This window comes from Hymenobacter cellulosilyticus, from assembly GCF_022919215.1.
GTDB lineage: Bacteria > Bacteroidota > Bacteroidia > Cytophagales > Hymenobacteraceae > Hymenobacter > Hymenobacter cellulosilyticus.
On record NZ_CP095046.1, the window covers coordinates 2,701,668 to 2,718,893 of the forward strand.

The 17,226-nt window shown below is 58.2% G+C and carries 15 protein-coding genes and 3 pseudogenes; 13 read left to right on the forward strand and 5 right to left on the reverse strand.

The features are described 5' to 3' along the window. Positions 1–153: 153 nt before the first annotated feature. The 7 genes and pseudogenes from crtID to MUN79_RS13265 all read left to right on the forward strand — a co-directional run bounded on the left by crtID (position 154) and on the right by MUN79_RS13265 (position 7,408). Positions 154–1,652 (forward strand): annotated as a pseudogene (crtID, locus tag MUN79_RS13235) (bifunctional phytoene desaturase/3,4-desaturase). A gap of 169 nt (positions 1,653–1,821) precedes the next feature. Next, a pseudogene (locus MUN79_RS13240) lies at positions 1,822–2,663 on the forward strand (phytoene/squalene synthase family protein). A gap of 69 nt (positions 2,664–2,732) precedes the next feature. Then, the gene (locus MUN79_RS13245) at positions 2,733–3,209 is read left to right on the forward strand and encodes a hypothetical protein (protein WP_244678085.1); all 477 of its coding nucleotides are present in this window, start codon (positions 2,733–2,735) and stop codon (positions 3,207–3,209) included. Between the two features lie 330 nt (positions 3,210–3,539). Next, positions 3,540–4,388: a 4-hydroxy-3-methylbut-2-enyl diphosphate reductase gene (locus tag MUN79_RS13250; RefSeq protein ID WP_244678086.1), complete on the forward strand. Its 849-nt coding sequence runs from the start codon at positions 3,540–3,542 to the stop codon at positions 4,386–4,388. Positions 4,389–4,488: 100 nt separating this feature from the next. After that, positions 4,489–5,229 carry a fatty acid desaturase gene (locus MUN79_RS13255; RefSeq protein WP_244678087.1) on the forward strand — a complete coding sequence of 247 codons (741 nt, stop codon included), beginning with the start codon at positions 4,489–4,491 and terminating at the stop codon, positions 5,227–5,229. A gap of 384 nt (positions 5,230–5,613) precedes the next feature. Beyond that, on the forward strand, positions 5,614–6,675 hold the full coding sequence (locus tag MUN79_RS13260; protein ID WP_244678088.1) for a tetratricopeptide repeat protein: 1,062 nt from the start codon (positions 5,614–5,616) through the stop codon (positions 6,673–6,675). Continuing rightward, on the forward strand, positions 6,662–7,408 hold the full coding sequence (locus tag MUN79_RS13265; protein ID WP_244678089.1) for a sensor histidine kinase: 747 nt from the start codon (positions 6,662–6,664) through the stop codon (positions 7,406–7,408). Before MUN79_RS13260 ends, MUN79_RS13265 begins: the two co-directional genes overlap by 14 nt. Here the strand turns inward: MUN79_RS13265 and MUN79_RS13270 are convergent. Further along, a complete protein-coding gene (locus MUN79_RS13270) occupies positions 7,383–8,126 on the reverse strand; it encodes a LytR/AlgR family response regulator transcription factor (protein WP_244678090.1) in 744 nt (247 codons plus the stop codon). The two genes, MUN79_RS13265 and MUN79_RS13270, sit on opposite strands and share 26 nt — an antisense overlap. A gap of 259 nt (positions 8,127–8,385) precedes the next feature. Between MUN79_RS13270 and MUN79_RS13275 the strand changes: the two genes are divergently transcribed. Further along, positions 8,386–8,955 carry a hypothetical protein gene (locus MUN79_RS13275; protein WP_244678091.1) on the forward strand — a complete coding sequence of 190 codons (570 nt, stop codon included), beginning with the start codon at positions 8,386–8,388 and terminating at the stop codon, positions 8,953–8,955. Between the two features lie 112 nt (positions 8,956–9,067). Here the strand turns inward: MUN79_RS13275 and MUN79_RS13280 are convergent, their stop codons facing one another. From MUN79_RS13280 to MUN79_RS13295, 4 genes are all read right to left on the reverse strand, one after another. After that, entirely contained in the window at positions 9,068–9,463 is a 396-nt protein-coding gene (locus MUN79_RS13280; RefSeq protein WP_244678092.1) for a heavy-metal-associated domain-containing protein, read from the reverse strand. A gap of 88 nt (positions 9,464–9,551) precedes the next feature. Next, positions 9,552–11,540, reverse strand: a complete 1,989-nt coding sequence (locus tag MUN79_RS13285) for a TonB-dependent receptor plug domain-containing protein (RefSeq protein ID WP_244678093.1) — start codon at positions 11,538–11,540, stop codon at positions 9,552–9,554. Between the two features lie 62 nt (positions 11,541–11,602). Next, positions 11,603–11,845: a hypothetical protein gene (locus tag MUN79_RS13290; RefSeq protein ID WP_244678094.1), complete on the reverse strand. Its 243-nt coding sequence runs from the start codon at positions 11,843–11,845 to the stop codon at positions 11,603–11,605. Between the two features lie 77 nt (positions 11,846–11,922). Then, entirely contained in the window at positions 11,923–12,372 is a 450-nt protein-coding gene (locus MUN79_RS13295) for an HYC_CC_PP family protein (protein WP_244678095.1), read from the reverse strand. Between the two features lie 331 nt (positions 12,373–12,703). Here MUN79_RS13295 and mraZ point away from each other — a divergent pair, with 331 nt between their 5' ends. From mraZ to MUN79_RS30980, 5 genes and pseudogenes are all read left to right on the forward strand, one after another. Then, entirely contained in the window at positions 12,704–13,180 is a 477-nt protein-coding gene (mraZ, locus tag MUN79_RS13300; RefSeq protein ID WP_244678096.1) for a division/cell wall cluster transcriptional repressor MraZ, read from the forward strand. Between the two features lie 41 nt (positions 13,181–13,221). Beyond that, a pseudogene (gene rsmH / locus MUN79_RS13305) lies at positions 13,222–14,108 on the forward strand (16S rRNA (cytosine(1402)-N(4))-methyltransferase RsmH). Positions 14,109–14,333: 225 nt separating this feature from the next. Beyond that, a complete protein-coding gene (locus tag MUN79_RS13310) occupies positions 14,334–14,885 on the forward strand; it encodes an FtsL-like putative cell division protein (protein WP_244678097.1) in 552 nt (183 codons plus the stop codon). Next, positions 14,869–16,152, forward strand: a complete 1,284-nt coding sequence (locus tag MUN79_RS30975) for a peptidoglycan D,D-transpeptidase FtsI family protein (protein ID WP_311136737.1) — start codon at positions 14,869–14,871, stop codon at positions 16,150–16,152. Before MUN79_RS13310 ends, MUN79_RS30975 begins: the two co-directional genes overlap by 17 nt. After that, the gene (locus tag MUN79_RS30980; RefSeq protein ID WP_311136738.1) at positions 16,131–17,177 is read left to right on the forward strand and encodes a penicillin-binding transpeptidase domain-containing protein; all 1,047 of its coding nucleotides are present in this window, start codon (positions 16,131–16,133) and stop codon (positions 17,175–17,177) included. The genes MUN79_RS30975 and MUN79_RS30980 overlap by 22 nt, the downstream gene beginning before the upstream one ends. Positions 17,178–17,226: the final 49 nt, after the last annotated feature.

Here is a 17,226-nt window from a genome sequence, read left to right on the forward strand (position 1 = left end):
ATCTGATTAATAAAGTATATAATCGGTAAGGGTAGACATCAAATCATGTTTTCTCGGCGCCGATAATCTGCCCTGGCTGTTGCGGAAGAAGGGCGGGCCAAAACAAAGTTGGGAGCGGGTTTGTAGCTTGCCACCACCTTTTACCTGCTCGTATTGACTTCCGCTACTTCTCCCCAACACGTCCTTGTTATCGGCGCGGGCTTTGCCGGCCTTTCAGCGGCTACCTCCCTGGCCCAGCGCGGCTACCGCGTTACGGTGCTCGAGAAGAATGAAGGGCCCGGCGGCCGGGCCCGGGTGTTCCAGGCCCAGGGCTTCACTTTCGATATGGGCCCGAGTTGGTACTGGATGCCCGACGTGTTTGAGAAGTACTTTGCCCGCTTCGGCCGTAAGGTGTCTGACTACTACGAGCTGGAGCGCCTCGACCCGTCGTACCAGGTCGTGTTTGGGCCGAATGACGCGGTGGATATTCCGGCGAAAATGGCCGAGCTGCGCCAGCTCTTCGAGCACTACGAGCCCGGCAGCGCCGCCCGCCTCGACGAGTTTCTCAAGCAGGCCGCGTATAAATATGAAGTCGGCATCAACCGGCTGGTGTATGCGCCGAGCCGCTCGTTGCTGGAGTTTGCCGACCCCGGCTGCTGGTAGATATGGTGCGCATGGACGTGCTGCAGAGCATGCACAAGCACGTGCGCCGCTTTTTCCAAAACCCTAAGCTGCTGCAGCTGGTCGAGTTTCCGATTCTGTTTCTGGGTGCTACTTCCGAGAATACGCCGGCCCTGTACTCCCTGATGAACTACGCCGATCTGGCCCTGGGGACCTGGTACCCCAAAGGCGGGATGCACCAGATTGTGCGCGGCATGGTGCAGCTGGCCCAGGAGCAGGGCGTAACGCTCGAATACAACCAGGAAGTGCAGGAAATACGGGTGGAAAACGGGCGGGCCATCGGCGTGCAAACGGCCGCCGGCTTCCGGGCCGCCGACATTGTGGTGGCCGGAGCCGACTACCACCACGCCGAGCAGCACTTACTAAAGCCCGAATTCCGCCACTACGACGAAGCTTACTGGAATAAGCGCACCATGGCCCCCTCGTCGCTGCTGTTTTACGTGGGCCTCAACAAGCGCCTGCCCAAGCTGCGTCACCACAACCTGTTTTTTGACGAGGACTTCCAGCTTCACGCCCACGAGATTTATGAGCAGCCGCAGTGGCCCAGCAAGCCCCTGTTCTACGTATCGGCCCCGTCTCAGACCGACGCCACGGTGGCTCCGGAGGGCTGCGAAAACCTATTCTTGCTGATACCGGTAGCGCCCGACCTGGCCGACCCCGAAGAAACCCGGGAACATTACTACCACCTGATTATGGACCGGCTGGAGCGTCACGTGGGCGAGAGTATCCGCGACGCAGTAGTATACAAGCGCAGCTATGCTCACCGCGACTTTATGGCCGACTACCACAGCTACAAAGGCAATGCTTACGGCCTGGCCAATACCCTGCGGCAAACGGCCATTCTGAAGCCCACCCTGAAAAGTAAAAAGGTTAGCAACCTGTATTTTACGGGTCAGCTGACCGTGCCGGGCCCCGGCGTACCCCCGTCGCTGATTTCGGGGCAGGTAGTGGCCGGCGAGGTAGAGAAGGAGCAAGGCGCGGCCCGCAAATAAGCAGGTCGAGTGTCGTTGCCGGATCTGCGTATCGCCGTGGCTAAACTGAAACCAACAGGCTATGAGCTGGTTAACGAATAAACTAAACTGCTCAGCTGCCCGCACACGTAATTGACAACAGGCCCTTCGATTTAGTACCTTTTCCTTTCAGACCCCAAATCCGCCCCCTGTGGACCACGTTGCCCTCTTCGACCAAACCAGCCTGGCCTGTAGCAAGCTTATTACCAAGCGCTACAGTACGTCTTTCACGCTGGGCATCCGCACGCTCGACCCGCGGTTTCACCTGCCGGTGTACGCCGTGTATGGCTTCGTGCGCTGGGCCGACGAAATCGTGGACACGTTTCATGACTATGATAAGGCGGCTCTGTTTGCTGATTTTAAGCGCCAGACCGATGAGGCTCTGGCAATGGGCTTCAGTCTGAGTCCGGTGCTGCACGCCTTCCAGCTCGTGGTGCGCCGCTACGGCATCGACCGGGAGTTTATTGATGCTTTTCTTAAGAGCATGGAAATGGACCTGGAAGACCGCAGCTACCACCAGTCGATGTACGAGGAGTATATTTATGGCTCGGCCGAAGTGGTGGGACTGATGTGCCTGCGCATTTTTTGCGAGGGCGACACGGCTTTATTCGACAAGCTGCGCGAGCCGGCCCGCCGCTTGGGTGCCGCCTTCCAGAAGATCAACTTTCTGCGGGATATCCGCTCCGATTACGAAGACCGGGGCCGGGTATACTTTCCCGGCGTAACCTACGAGCGGTTCGATGACGCCGTGAAGCGCGAAATTGAGGCTGATATCCGGGCCGACTTCGACGCGGGCTACGCCGGAATCGTGCAACTGCCGCGCTCGGCGCGCCTGGGTGTGTATCTGGCCTACGTGTACTACTTGAAGCTATTTCACAAAATCCGCCAACTGCCAGCGGCACGAATCTTGGGGAGCGGGTGCGCGTGCCCGACAACACGAAACTTTTACTGTTGATGGGCTCGTATTTTCGTTATCGCCTCCGGGCTATCTGACCACGAACTCCATCCCGCGTGAAACGTCTGTTGTTCTCTCTTTTCCCGCTTTTTTTCCTTCTTTCCGCTGTGTCCGAAACTTCGCCCTACCACCTTCCTTCCCTGCGCCGCCACTACGAGCAAGCTGCCGCCGATAAAACGGCCGGTGAGAAATTCTATAAGCTCATGGCTGATTACAACGACAAAGACGCCGTCGTACTGGGCTACAAAGGCGCGGCCGAAGCCATTCGGGCCCGCGACGCCTCGATGTTCAACAAGCTCACCTACGTGCAGGCCGCCAGCCGCACCTTCGACCAGGCTGTAGCTCTCGATCCGCATAATGCCGAGGTGCGCTTTCTGCGCTTTAGTGTGGAAAGCAACCTGCCTGGCTTTCTGAATCTAAGCCAGCACGTAGACGAAGACCGGAAGCTGCTCGTCCAAACCCTGCTGAAACACCCCAAATCGGGGCTGGATGCGGAAGCTTTCCAAACGGTGCGCAACTTCCTGGTAAGCCGTGGCCACGTCAGCGACGAGGAAGCCCAGCAGCTAAACCGCGTGGCTCACTAAGCAGAGCAATATCGCGAAGATTGGTGAAGAGCCGCGCTACTCAGTAGCGCGGCTCTTTTATTTATTCCGCTTGTTTTGTTTAACTTTTTGAGCTGAAAAGTGAAACAAAATGCAAGGTAAAAGGTATAGTATAAAGAAAACTAAATGACTCAAAGTTAAGTTGATGGAGCAGAGAGCTGCACAGCATAAGGCAAAACAGTGATTTGCGGCAGAGAAAAACCAGCGCCATTAACTTTTGATCTGCCAGAACCGCGTATATCCTGTTTTTCGTATCTTCTATTCTGTGAAGCTCACCCGTAACATTCCGTCCGCTTCCCTGGTTACCGAGCTATGCCGCACCACCTGAGCGTCCGTATTGACCCCAATTCCGGTTTCTGTTTCGGCGTAATCTATGCCATTCAGATGGCAGAGGATATTCTAGATGAGCAGGGCTACCTGTATTGCCTGGGCGACATTGTGCACAACGATGAAGAGGTGCAACGCCTGGAGCAGCGCGGCCTGCGCATTATCGATTACGACGTCTTTGCCCGGCTGCGCGAGGAAAAAGTGCTGATCAGGGCCCACGGGGAGCCGCCTAGCACCTATCAGACGGCTTTGGAAAACGACCTGACTCTGATTGATGCTTCCTGCCCGGTCGTGCTTAAGCTGCAGAACCGTATCAAGACCAGCTACGACAAGCAGGAGAAAATCTTCATCTACGGCAAGCACGGGCATGCGGAGGTTCGCGGCCTGCTGGGCCAGACCAGCGGCAACGCCGTCGTGTTTGAGAATCTGGACGAGCTGTTGAGCCATGAATTGCCGGCTAATATTACGCTCTACAGCCAAACCACGAAAAGCACCGACAGTTTCTACCGCATCAAGGGTGAGTTGGAGCACCGTGGCTACGCCGTAAACCCCAACGACACGATTTGCCGGCAGGTAAGCAACCGTGACAAAGACCTGCGTAAGTTTGCTGCGCAGTATGACCAGGTCGTGTTCGTGTCGGGTACCAAGAGCAGCAACGGCAAAGTGCTTTACCAGGTCTGCAAGGACACAAATCCTAATACGCACTTTATTTCCAAAGTAGAGGAGCTGTGTCCCACGCAGTTCCAGCCCGGCCAATCGGTGGGAATCTGTGGGGCTACCAGCACGCCCATGTGGCTCATGGAAGACGTCCGCGACGCACTGTTGGCTATGTAAACCTGGCTAAGGCAAACCAGTAGCCTCTGGCGGCCGTTTGCTTCTTGTTGCGTCAACCCTCTTTTCCCAAGGCTGATTTGCCTTGCCTTTCTTTGTTTCTATGCCCCAAACAGCGTTACAGCCCATTCCTCAAACCACGCGGGTGAAACCAGCCCCGTTAGGGTACACGGGCGTAGGCATTGCGCTGGTTATTGTTGGGTGCTGGGCCGGGCTGCTTACGTTTCTGTTGGCTTTTTACCGTCCCGACTGGGGTACTCCCTGGCCTTATTTGCTGGTTCTGGTGCAGATGCACTTATACACCGGCCTGTTTATTACCGCCCACGATGCTATGCACGGCGTAGTTAGCCCAAACCAGCGGTTGAATACGGCTCTTGGTGCGGTTTGCGCCTTTCTGTTTGCCTTCAACTGGTATCCACGGCTGTTGCCCAAGCATCATCAGCACCACCGCCACGTGGGCACCGAGGCCGACCCAGACTTTCACAACGGCCGGCACCCCGGCTTTCTGCCCTGGCTACTGCGCTTTGCCCTCAACTACGTAACCTGGTGGCAGATTGCCCTAATGGGGCTGACCTATAATCTGTTGAAGCTGGCCTTCCCCATGCCCAATGTCATTGCCTTCTGGATGGTCCCGGCAGTTTTGGCTACGGTGCAGCTTTTCTTTTTCGGGACGTATTTGCCGCACCGCGGCGAGCATGCCCCGGAGAATGCGCATAAGTCGCGCACCCAGTTGCGGCATCATCTATGGGCTTTTGTTAGCTGCTACTTTTTTGGCTACCATTACGAGCACCACGACCAGCCCTATCTGCCGTGGTGGCGATTATGGCGCACGAAGGAAGCCTGAGAGCAGTCTATGAGAATTTAACCTTAGTAGGGTATTTGCTAATAAAATACGGTTACAAGTAAATTTAAACCCGGAATATGGCTATATTGAAGCAGCTCAACCTATCGTTGAGGCGCCCACCTAGCCATTACGCGTTTGCTGCACCTCTACGCGAAAGTTTGCCATGTCTGCTTCATCTGTCTAGTAGCCGTATTACTATCGGCACCCGCTACACAGGCCTGGCCCTATGACGAAGTGCCTAGTCGGGCTTCTATCTCATCTTTAGCTTCTGCTGACGCAGCAGTACAGCTACGGCACGGCCTACAGGTACTAGAAGCCGCCAAAGGCAAAAGTGCTGGTGAGCAGGCCCTTGGTCACCGCATTACGGGTTCGGCTCACTATAACTTGGGCTCTTTTAACCGGGCCGCCTACCACTTCCGGCAAGCGTTGCGGCTCGATCAGCAGGTAAAGAATCAATCGGCTGTAGCGTTGGATGAGGTGTGGCTGGGCTCCGTTCTGTGGAGCCAGGGGGATACGGGGCAGGCCCGACTGGTTTACCGGAAGGCGCTGCAAACCTTTTCCCGGCTAGGCTCGCGCACCGGGGAGGCGCAGGTGCAGACCAAGCTGGGACGGCTGTATGCCCAGCAAAAGAAGTGGGGGCAGGCCTTGGCCAGCCATTCCCGCGCTTTGCAGGGTTGGTTGCAACACCAGGACACAGTTCAGGCGGCCGCTGCGCTGAACGCTATGGGAAGCGTGTATTTACAGCAGAAAGCCTACAGTCGGGCCTTATTTTATCTACGTAAGGCCCGGCGCACAGCAAAAGCTTCGGATAGCCTGCGGCAGAGTGAGAGTCTGGTCAGTATTGGTAAGATCTACCAGGCCATGGGCAACTACGAAAATGCCCTGCCCAGCTTCCGGGAAGCATCCCGCCTGATGCCAGCTAGGGCCCTGCCGGCACCACACGCGCAGCTGTACTATCTCATGGCCGCCGCCTACGATTCGCTGGGTCAACAGCCGGCTGCCGAACAAGCTTTACAGCAAGCCTTAGTCTTGGCCCGCCGTAGTGGTTCCCTGACTTTGCTAAGTCAGCAGTACCGGGCGCTGGCAGCCGTATACCGCCGTATGGGACACTACCCGAAGGCATTGGCCGCTCTTACCCGCTTCTCGGGGCTGCAAGACAGCGTCTTTGCTCAGGAACGTTCGGCCCAGGTGGCGGAGCTGCGGATGCGCTACGAAACCGAGAAGAAGGAGCGGGAAATTGAACTGCTGACCAAAGACCGGCAGATTCGGGAAGCAACTATGCGCCGGCAGGCCTTGTTGCGCAATGCGCTGGCCGCCGGGGCTTACTTTTACTCATTATCGTGGGGGGCTCTACCGGGGGCGGCGGCAGCAGGTCCGAATCAACCGACTGCTGGAGCGGAAAAACGCGGCCATCAACCACCAAAAAGAGGAGTTGGGGCGCCTTAACCGGACCAAGGATACCTTGTTTTCCGTCATTTCCCACGACCTGCGTAGTCCGCTCAGTTCCCTGTATTCGTTGCTGACGTTGCTGAATATGGGCTCCTTGCCGCCCGAGCGGCTGGCGTTGCACTCGGCCCGGCTTACCCGGGGGCTCAACAGCACCCTGCAGCTGCTCGACAACCTGCTGAACTGGTCGGCGGCCCAAATGAAGGATGATAAGATCCGGCCGGAACGGCTGCGGCTCGATGTGCTGGCCGAAGAGGCGGTAGCCCTGCTACTAGCCGATGCTGAGCGCAAAAGCATCTTTCTGCAAAACCAGCTGCCGGTACCCACTCTGGTGCGTGCCGACTTGAACATGACCCGGCTAATTTTGCGCAACCTGCTTGGCAATGCCATCAAGTTTACGCCGGAAAGCGGGACAGTAATCCTGACGGCAGCGCTGCACGGCTTTTACTGGAGCATTAGCGTGCACGATACGGGAATTGGTATTCCTGTGGCCGACCAAGAACGGATATTCGGTAAGGACGGGCCTTTTACTACCCTGGGGACGGCCCGGGAAAAGGGTACGGGGCTGGGGCTGCAGCTTTGCAAGGATTTTGTGGAGCGCAATGGCGGACAGCTGAGCTTTACCAGCGCGCCGGGGCAGGGCACCACCTTCACTTTTACGCTGCCAGTCGCAGCCTCGGAAGCAGCCGAAATGGCGCCTCTGCCAGCTACTGCGGCTGTTGTCGCCGGATAAGGGAGCGGTTGACGATACGCTCGGTCACCCGTTCACGGTAGGTTTGGCCTAAGGGCAGGGCATGGCCGCCCACGCGCACTTCTAAGTTGCTGACGGCCTCAATACGGGCCGTATTAACCAGGTAGGAACGGTGGGTACGCACAAACAGACCCGGCGGCAGCTGCTCTTCAATGTTCTTGAGGTTGACCAGCGTGAGGTGGGTGCGGCCATCGGCCGTGTTGATCTTGGTGAAGTCTTTCAGCGCTTCGATGTACAGCACTTCCCGATAGTGCAGACGCACGAACTGAGCGTCGGTGCGAATAAAGAACGAACCCCAACCCGAGAGAATATCCTGATTACCATCGTTTTCGACCAGACTCGTGCGTAGAATGCCGGCAATCTTATTTACAGCCTTCAAAAACCGGTCGAGGGAAATGGGCTTGAGCAGAAAGTCAATTACGTCCAGGTTGAAGCCTTCCATGGCGTATTGCGGGTAGGAAGTCATCAATACTACCAGGGGCGGGCGTTGCAGGGAGCGCACCAGGTCCAGACCGCTCAGGTGCGGCATGGTGACGTCCGAAAACAGTACCTGCACATCGTTGTGCATCAGATAGCGGTGTGCATCCAGCGGATCGGTAAAGGACGCTTTCACGTCCAGCACATCGGTCATGGCTACGTAGGCTTGCAGCAAATCCAGCACCAGCGGATCATCGTCGAGCAGCAGACAGCTAATCTTCATATAGCACGAGTTTCAGAAAGGAAGTTGGTGAATATAGAAAGTTTAAATTGATTAATGCAATTAATTATAAGAACAAAACAATAATGGACCTTCTAAAGGCCAGCTTCCGTCTACTTTTCAAGGCTGTTCCTCTACTTTAATGCTCTCGCTATAATTGGTTTAGATAAATTCTACTGGAATAGCTCCCTGAATATGCTAAGGTGGTTCCCGTTATTCTGTTTTCTCTGCATGCTTGCTCCCGCCTACACACCTATTCTTTATGAAACGTTTCTCCAGTACATCTGGTGCGGGCCTGCCGCCCGTGGTTCTAGGTGTTGAGCTTACCATAGCCAACCACCAAGATTTGCGTAAGTCCATTCGGTCGGCCTTCGGGTTGAACACCCGGGCCATTAATCTGCGGATTGACCCCAGTATGGACTTGATTTACCTGTGCGAAATCACACTGCCCAATACGCTGCCTTGCCTAAGCAGCCTGACGCGGCCCGGGGTACTAGCCGTGCTGCTGCGCTCTATACGACTGGAGTGGCACCCGGAAACCAGTCAAAATATTGGACGCGGTACGTCTACGCTGGCGGCGCTGGAAAGCGGCAGCTGCTTTCTGACGGCCGGGGGCCGCAAAGTGTCTATTGCCTCCTTTACGAGCCGGCATGTGCATCCCACCCGCATTGTGATGGAGCCCCAGGGCCACCCCAACTTGCTGGAATATCTGCGGTCTGAATCCTTTACCCTGGAAATTTCGGGCACCAACCGGCGCCGGCTAACCCGGCCCTTAGCCTTCAGCGCGGTACTGGAATTTGATGTGCAACTGGCCCCCGGTGCTCATGCTTAAGCAAAAGCACTAAAAGTATTGGTGTCGGTAAACCAGGCAGAAAATAAAACAGCCTGCCCTTTGGGGGCAGGCTGTTGAGCATAAAGGACCAGGTTAATGTACGCAGGCGCTTTTAGTGGGCCGCATCCTGGTGCACGCTGTTGGTTTTCTTGCAGCAGTCGGGGAGCCGGTCATAGGCCCGGATTTCAGCCACCTGGTCATCGGCATCGTAGCCAGTGCGCTGCACAGCGGTGCGCAACGCGGCGGGGCTGGTTTTGTCGGGACGGTAGGAAACGGTCAGCACTTTGCTGGGCACGTCAAGCTGGGCTTGCTGCACGCCTTTCTCGTAGGCTAAGGCCTTTTCCAGACGAGTCTTGCACATGTCACATACGGCCGAGGTTTTAATTTGAAATACCTCCGTGGCGGGGCCTTTGCCTTTTGCAGCCGCGGCAGGAGCTTTTTGGGCAAAGGAAACCTGGGCGGTGAGTAGCAGCACGGCGGCCAGCCAAAACGACTTAAGAATTTTCATACGAAGCAAAATAAGAAAAGAAGGATTGCGGCAAAGTTGGGCTTGGCTGTTCCGGTAACAAAGAGCTTGCCGGAAGAATTGCCAAAGCCTACTCAATTTTAAAGCGCAGGCCGGCGTAAGTCAGCCGTCCGTACGTAGGTCCCCAGATCATAGCGGCGTCGAACGAGGGGCCAAACGGCATATTGGCGCCCACAATCGGGTCGAGCTGCCGGTAGTTGGTCAGGTTTTCTACCCCCACATACACTTCCCAGCGCTTAAAGGCCCGCGTTACCTGGGTATTAAGCAAGGCATAGCGCGGGGCATAATTGAGCGTGGTAGCCCCTGAGCCGTGCTCATGGGCCATGCTGCCGGGGTTATGGGCCAGGGGCCGCTGCCCAAACCACTGCGCCGTCAGGTCGGCGCGCCACTTGTCGAAGGCCGTAGCGTAGCCCACGTTGGCAAACAGCCGGTGGCGGGGCGTCAATGCCTTGGGCAGCAGCTCGCCAGCGTAGGTGGTGCGCACATCCAGATACTTATACGCCAGCTTGGTTTGCAGGCCTTTCACGGGCTCGAGCTGCACCTCGGTCTGCAGGCTGCGGGAAAAGGAGCGGCCTCCGGGCTCCAGATTCCCGATTTGCAGCAGGTTGGGGAAGGAGTACGCATCCGCCACTATCTGATTCTGGAATTCGGTGTGGTAGTAATCAGTGATAAACGTAGCCGGGTGGCCGGCTACGGTAAAGTATTGGGTGAAGCTGCCGCCCACGTTCCAGGCCCGCTCCGGGCGCAGGTTGTTGGAAATAATAAACTCGCGGGAGCTGACCAGCATGCCCGAGTTTTCGGCAATGGGGTTGGCCGTGCGGAAGCCGGTGCCGGCCGCCAGGCGCAGCACCGTATTCGCCGTGGCATCTACCTTCACGTTGAGCCGGGGCGTAAGCACCCAGCCGTAGAGGTTGTGGCGGTCCAGGCGCAGGCCGCCAACCAAGGTCAGGTTCTTGGCATTCTGGTAGGTATACTCGGCAAAAGCACCGGGCACCCGCTCATTGCGGCTGCGATGCTCGCGTTGGTACCGCTGGGCCGGCGTTTCAATAGGGTAGAGGTAGCCATCCTTATAAACCTCCGCGTAGTTGTCGTGCAAGTAGCTCAGCCCCAAGCGGTAGGTGTGGGCTGTGGTGCCCAACACGCTCTGAAACAGCAGCGTGGCCAGGCCCGTGCGCTGAGTGCCGTCGTAGGTGCGGATGCCGTAGCTGGAATCGAAGGCGTGACTGGTGCCGCTAAGCAGCAAACCCAAGCTCTGGTAGGGGCGGCCGGGCCAAGTGTACGAGGTCTTGGAAAAGCCAGTGTAACGGTCAGTGCTGAGCGTAGTGCCGTAGAAAGAGCCAGGCTTGTCGGTCCGGAAACCGATCTGTCCGCCTTCCCGGGTTTCGCGCAGGGCGCCCAGGCCCAGCTCACTCACAATGCCGTTGCCCGACTTGTACTTCCACTTATTAAATACGTTGTACTGCGTGGCCAGGGGCAAATCCAGAAAGCCGTCCTTGTTCCGGTCGACGCGGCGGCCGAGGTGGTCGGAGTGCAGTAGCAGGGCCGTGCTCAGCTTTTTGCTTAGCGGAGTAGCCAGGTTCAGGTTGAGGTCAAATTTGCCCAGGTCGTTGCCATAGGCGTTGAACAGCAGCCGCTCCGCTTTGTCGGGCTCTTTCAGGCGCACGTTTACCTGGCCCGAAATACTCTCGTAGCCATTCACCACTGAGCCCATGCCCTTAATAATGTCGATGCCCTCAATCCAGGTGCCCGACAGGTAGCTGAGGCGGTAGGGCGTGGAAAGGCCGCGCAGGGCCGGCAGGTTGTCGACCGTAAGCAAAGAATAAGCGCCGTCGAGGCCCAGCAGCTGAATCTGCTTGGCTCCCGATACGGCATCAGTAGTCGATACTTCTACCGCCGCGTTGGTTTCGAAGCTCTCGGCCAGGTTGCAGCAGGCCGACTTGGTCAGGTCGCGGCTGGTAATAACCTGGGTGTTGGTAGGGGTAAGGGAGGAATAGGCGGGAGCCCTTTCCTCAATCTTGACTTCGCCCAGCTCTACCGAACGCCGCAGGGCCACCCGCACGAAAGCCTGGCTGGTGGCCTCAATGGCAAGTGTGTCGGCTTTGTAGCCAAGGGAGTTGATAATCAGGTGACTGGCCGCCCCCGGGCGGGCCGTACCAGCGTGAATTTTCCGGCGGCGTCGGTTGTCGCCGAGGCGTCGGCGGCTTCTAGCCAGCGCACCACGGCTCCGGGCAGCGGCGAATTGGCCACGGCATCGGTAATCTGGCCCTGCACGGGCGCAATTGGATTGGATTGGGCGAAAACGCCGGCGCTGCTCAGCACCAGGCCGAGCGTAGCCGTAAAGCGTCGCCCTAAGGAAGACTGCATAAGGTCAGGTAGTTAGAGTTCTTCACGGAGAAAAACCGGGGACACTAGTCTCGCTCCCCGGAGCGCCGGAAGAAATTCTAAACCTGCCAGGTACACACAAACGTCAGCAGCGTACGGCCCGCCCGCAGGGGCGGAGAAGAGTCGCTGGCGTGCCACGGCGCTGCCGAAGCGAGCTGCGGGCTGGGAAAGGTAAAACTGCTGAAGCTGATGGGCAGCCAAACCAGCACTGCCGCTGGCAGCAGGAGCTTGGCGTGGCCAACGGAGGCAGCCTCCAACTTGTGAAAATGAGTGCCAAACTCGCAGCAGGACTTTTGCAGCCGGGCCTTGCCCGCTAGCTGATGATCGGCCAGCGAAGCGGACTTGGTGCCCGGAGGGCACTTATGCTCCGGCGCACTGAAAATAATGGCGGCCGTGCTGTGCCCACTGCTTCGGCAGGTATGCGACTGCACTGTGAGCCCCACCGAGGTGAGGAACACGAGCAAGGCCATAATGCCGCTGAAGAGCCGGTGGCGCAGGGAGCGTTTCACAAGGGCAAAGATACAACCGAAAGGGCAGAGGTCGGTGCAAAATCTACTGGCCGATGTGTAGAATATCGGGGCCTATCGTGCGCCACCTCAGGAGCTATTGGCTGGAAGCAAGGCTCGTATTATCTATCTGCCATTTTGGCAAAACAAACTTTTTGAGCTGCTGAGTCGCGGCATCACCAGTCCGCCGACTTTCAAAAAACGCTGTTAAATGGTCGGGAAACGCGTTTTTGCGTAGTGGTAGAAAATGGTAAATCGTGGTTGCCTTTTCCTAGGCATTGCGTACTTTTGCTATCATCCCGTTCCCACGCCTCGTCGGCAACCCCTGGCATCTATGAACCTTCTCTCTGGCGAATATGAGTGCAAGCTGGACCCGAAAGGGCGCTTGGTGCTGCCCGCCAAGGTAAAGGCCAATCTGCCCGAGGCCTCGGCCAACCAGCTGGTGCTGGTGCGCGGGTTTGAGCCCTGCCTGGTGCTGTACCCGCGCGAATCGTGGCGCGTGATTCACGACAAGGTCATGGCTCTGGATGAGTTTAACGAGGAGTACCGGCAGTTTCAGCGCAACTTCTTCCGCGGTATGACCGAAGTGGAGCTCGACAACATCGGGCGCTTTATGCTGCCCCGCACCATGCTGCGCTACTCCGGCATTGAGAAAGAAGCCATTATCGTGGGGCTGGGCAACCGCTGCGAAATCTGGGAGCCCGAGAAGTACGACGAGTTCCTCATCAAAGACCAGCAAAGCTTTTCCAAGCTGGCCCAGAAGTTTTTATCCACCGACACACCGCCCGCCAGCGGCCCCCTTGCCGCATGAGCCCCGACTACGAAAACGATACCGCCTACCACCGCCCCGTGATGCTGGCCGAGTGCCTCGACGCCCTCGACCTGCGCCCCGACGGCCGCTACGTGGACGTGACTTTCGGCGGCGGCGGCCACACGGCCCGGATCTTGGAGCGCCTGACCACCGGCCAACTCTACAGCTTCGACCAGGATGCCGACGCCGAGCACGAGGCCCAGCAATTGGCCCGGCCCCAGTTTACCTTTATCCGGGCCAACTTCCGTGACCTGCACGCCGAGCTTGAGCAGCGCGACGCCCTGCCCGTGGATGGCCTGCTAGCTGACCTGGGCGTCTCGTCCCATCAGTTTGACACGCCGGAGCGCGGCTTCAGCACCCGTTTCGACGGACCCCTGGACATGCGCATGGACCCTGAGGCCGCCCGCACCGCCGCCGACATCGTGAACGAGTATTCCGAGGCCGAGCTGCACCGCATTTTCGGCATGTACGGCGAAGTAACCAACGCCCGGACCCTGGCTAACACTCTGGTTACGGCGCGGCGCGGGCAGGCAGTGCAGACCATCGCCGCCCTGAAAAAAGCTATTCAGCCTTGTACGCCCCGGGGCAAGGAAAATAAGTACTTGGCCCAGGTGTTTCAGGCCCTGCGCATCGAGGTGAACGACGAAATGGCTGCCTTGCAAGAAATGCTGCAGCAAACGGCCCAGGTGCTGCGCCCGGGTGGCCGCCTGGTCGTTATGTCGTACCACTCTCTGGAAGACCGGCTGGTTAAGAACTTTATGGCTAAGGGTAAATTCTTCGGGAAGCCGAAAAAGACCTGTTTGGCCATACCAATACCCCTTTCGAGGTGCTGACGCGCAAACCCGTGGAAGCCACCGCCGAGGAAATAGCCCTCAACAGCCGAGCCCGCTCGGCCAAGCTGCGCATCGCGGTGCGCCGCGACGAATGAAGCGGAGTTTGGCCGGATTTTCGCGCCGCGCCGCCCTCCTCGTGCCGTTGACTTTCTAAAGCCGATACGCCAACCTCCTTTTCCTCTCCCGAGATTTTGGCTACCAATACCCTCAAACCCGTCGCTAATACACCGCCCCGCGCCAACGTGCCCGGGAGGTGACGCCCCGCCGGTGGTGCCCGACCCCGCACCGGCCCCGAGCCGGAACCAGCTCCCAAGCCCAAGGTGGCCAAGGCCCCCAAACGCGAAAAAGCCGCGCCCCGTAGCACTTGGAGCGTATTTACGTTGCTCGACCGGCTCACCAGCGTCGACAGTATCTTCCGCGAAGGGCTGCCGGTGCAGTACCTGCCGCACGTGCTGTTCGTGATGTTTCTAATTCTGATTTACATCGGCAACACCCACTGGGGCTACCGCATGAACCGCAGCATTCAGAAACTCAAGCTCGAAACCGAAGACCTGCGCGCCGACTACACCACCCTGAAGTCGGACTACATGGAAGCCAGCAAGCAGAGTGAAGTGGCCCGCAAGGTGGCCGCCTACGGGCTGGTGGAAAGCTCTTCGCCACCGTTCCGCATTACCGTGCCCGCCGGCCGCCTCGACGAAGCCGAGCTGGACGCTCTGCCTGTACTTACGGCCGACTCCCTGGCAGCCATGTCGGCGGCCGACTCACTGGCCCTGACTGATTCGCTCGGTACCGGAGCCCAGTCGACTGCTGCTTCCTCCGCGCATAAGAAATCCACCAACCCTTCCCGCCAGAGCCATGAAAGGAAGCGTTAAAAAATCCATTGTAACCCGGGTCCGGCTGGCGTTTTTGGGCGTTTGCCTGTTTTCCTGCGCCATCGTGTGGAAAGTGTCGCGCATCCAGTTCAAGGAAGGTGAGAAATGGCGCGCCCTGGAGCAGGAGCGGCGCATTGTGTATCAGCCCGTGTTTGCCACCCGCGGCAACATCTACTCCGACAACGAGAGCATTATGGCTACCTCGCTGCCCTTCTTCCGGGTGGCCTGGGACCCGAGCGTAGTCGACAAAAAGACATTCGAAGGGGGAGTTGACTCCTTGTCCTTACTACTTTCCCGTTTCTTCGGCGACCGGACTCCTGATGAATATGAGCGCCGGTTGAAAAACGCCAAAAACGACAAGCTCCGCTACGTACGACTCAATTCCCGGCAGATCAACTTCCAGGAAAAGAAGATGCTGGCGAAGTGGCCCATTTTCCGGGGCGGCAAAAACAAAGGCGGCGTTATTTTCGAGAAGGTCGACAAACGCTTCCGGCCCTTTGGCGGCCTGGCTCAGCGCACCATTGGCTTCTTGAACGAAGACAAAAACGGGGCGGGCCTGGAGTTTACCTATAACCGCCACCTGGCCGGCAAAGACGGGGAAGCATTGTTTGAGCGCCTGCCCGGCGGCAACAAGCCTATCTACGACGGCACCGAAGTAAAGCCCCAGCCCGGCTACGACGTGAAAACCACCCTGGACATAAACCTTCAGGACGTGGCCGAAAACGCGTTGTACAAGTCGTTGGTGGACAACAGCGCCCAGTACGGCTGCGTGATTCTGATGGAAGTGCAGACCGGCGAAATCAAGGCGGTAGCCAACCTGGGCAAGGTGGCCGACGGCGTATACCGCGAGGACTACAACTACGCCATTGCCGACCAGGGCCGTACCGAGCCGGGCTCTACCTTTAAGCTAGCCTCGATGATGGCCTTGCTGGAAGACAACCCCAGCCTTTCGCTCGACGACACGGTAAATACCGGCCGCACGGGCTCCATGCGTATTGCCGGTGCCGTCAAGACCGATACCCACGCCTACGGGCAGCTGTCGGTGAAGCAAGTCATTGAAAAGTCCTCCAACATCGGGGTAGCCAAGCTCATCAACGACCATTTCTCGCCCAACCCCAGCAAGTACACTGACTACCTCAAAAAGTTCGGCCTTCACCAGCCCCTGGGCTTTCAGATGGCAGGGAGGCCCGGCCGTATATCAAGGACCCGCACGACCGGTCGTGGAGCCGGACCTCGCTCAGCACCATGTGCATTGGCTACGAGCTGAAGCTGGCGCCCCTGCAAACCCTGGCCTTCTACAACGCCATTGCCAACAACGGCGTGAAGGTGCAGCCTATGATTGTGCGCGAAATCAAGCAGGCCGACAAGGTGCTGGAGCGTTTCGAAACCAAGGTGCTGATTCCCAAAATCTGCTCGGATGAAACCCTGAGCAAGCTGCGTCAGATGCTGGAAGGCGTGGTGCTGGAAGGCACGGCCAGCGCTATTCGGACGCCCGACTACAGCATTGCCGGCAAAACCGGTACGGCCTGGAAGTTTAAGAATGGCCAGTATACCAAGCAGTACTCGACCAGCTTCTGCGGCTATTTCCCCGCCGACAAGCCCAAGTACAGCTGCATCGTGGTCGTGGACTCGCCGAAAGGTGCCAACTGGTCCGGGGCCCAGGTAGCGGCCCCGATTTTCCGGGAGGTGGCCGACAAGGCCATGGCCCGCGACATGGCCAGCCAGCGGCCTTTGCTGGCCCGGGCGCCTTCCAATAAGTCGAAAGTACCGTACGTGCGCGCCGGTTTGCAAGATGAGCTGACGCTGGTGTGTCAGAAGCTGGGCGTGAGCAACCACTCCCAGGCTTCCGGCGACGACTGGGTGCGGGCCAACCGGGCTGACTCCAACGTGAATGCGGTGGACTGGAAGCCAGTAGCCGTGCGCCCCGGCCGCGTGCCCGACGTAACCGGCCTGACCCTGCGCGACGCCCTGTTCCTGCTCGAAAACCGCGGGCTGCGCGTCAAGGCCCTGGGTACCGGGCGGGTACGGCAGCAGTCGGTGGCGGCGGGCAGCGGCATCCGGCGCGGCACGGTGGTCACCCTGGCCCTAGAGCCGATTGGCACTAAGTCGGCCGCGGCGCCCCAGGCCCTGCCGGCGCCCGAGCCCACCCAGCTTACCGAAAACAAGTTGATTACCGCTGTCGACCAGGATGAAGCCAAACGCATAAAGGCTTTAAAAGCCAAGCGCCTGGCTCAGTACCGCCTTTCTCAGGAAGCAGCCAAGCGCGCTGAAGTGGCCAAGCCCAAAGCCTAATGCCGCGTGCCGGGCCTTTCCAGGAGGCCGGATTTACCTCTCTTACTCA

Bases quoted from the DNA above. Each gene is read 5' to 3' on its own strand.
- MUN79_RS13250 (WP_244678086.1), top strand. From the start codon at position 3,540: ATGCCGCACCACCTGAGCGTCCGTATTGACCCCAATTCCGGTTTCTGT.
- MUN79_RS13255 (WP_244678087.1), top strand. From the start codon at position 4,489: ATGCCCCAAACAGCGTTACAGCCCATTCCTCAAACCACGCGGGTGAAA.
- MUN79_RS13270 (WP_244678090.1), bottom strand. From the start codon at position 8,126: ATGAAGATTAGCTGTCTGCTGCTCGACGATGATCCGCTGGTGCTGGAT.
- MUN79_RS13275 (WP_244678091.1), top strand. From the start codon at position 8,386: ATGAAACGTTTCTCCAGTACATCTGGTGCGGGCCTGCCGCCCGTGGTT.
- MUN79_RS13280 (WP_244678092.1), bottom strand. From the start codon at position 9,463: ATGAAAATTCTTAAGTCGTTTTGGCTGGCCGCCGTGCTGCTACTCACC.
- MUN79_RS13290 (WP_244678094.1), bottom strand. From the start codon at position 11,845: ATGCAGTCTTCCTTAGGGCGACGCTTTACGGCTACGCTCGGCCTGGTG.
- mraZ (WP_244678096.1), top strand. From the start codon at position 12,704: ATGAACCTTCTCTCTGGCGAATATGAGTGCAAGCTGGACCCGAAAGGG.
- MUN79_RS30975 (WP_311136737.1), top strand. From the start codon at position 14,869: ATGAAAGGAAGCGTTAAAAAATCCATTGTAACCCGGGTCCGGCTGGCG.
- MUN79_RS30980 (WP_311136738.1), top strand. From the start codon at position 16,131: ATGTGCATTGGCTACGAGCTGAAGCTGGCGCCCCTGCAAACCCTGGCC.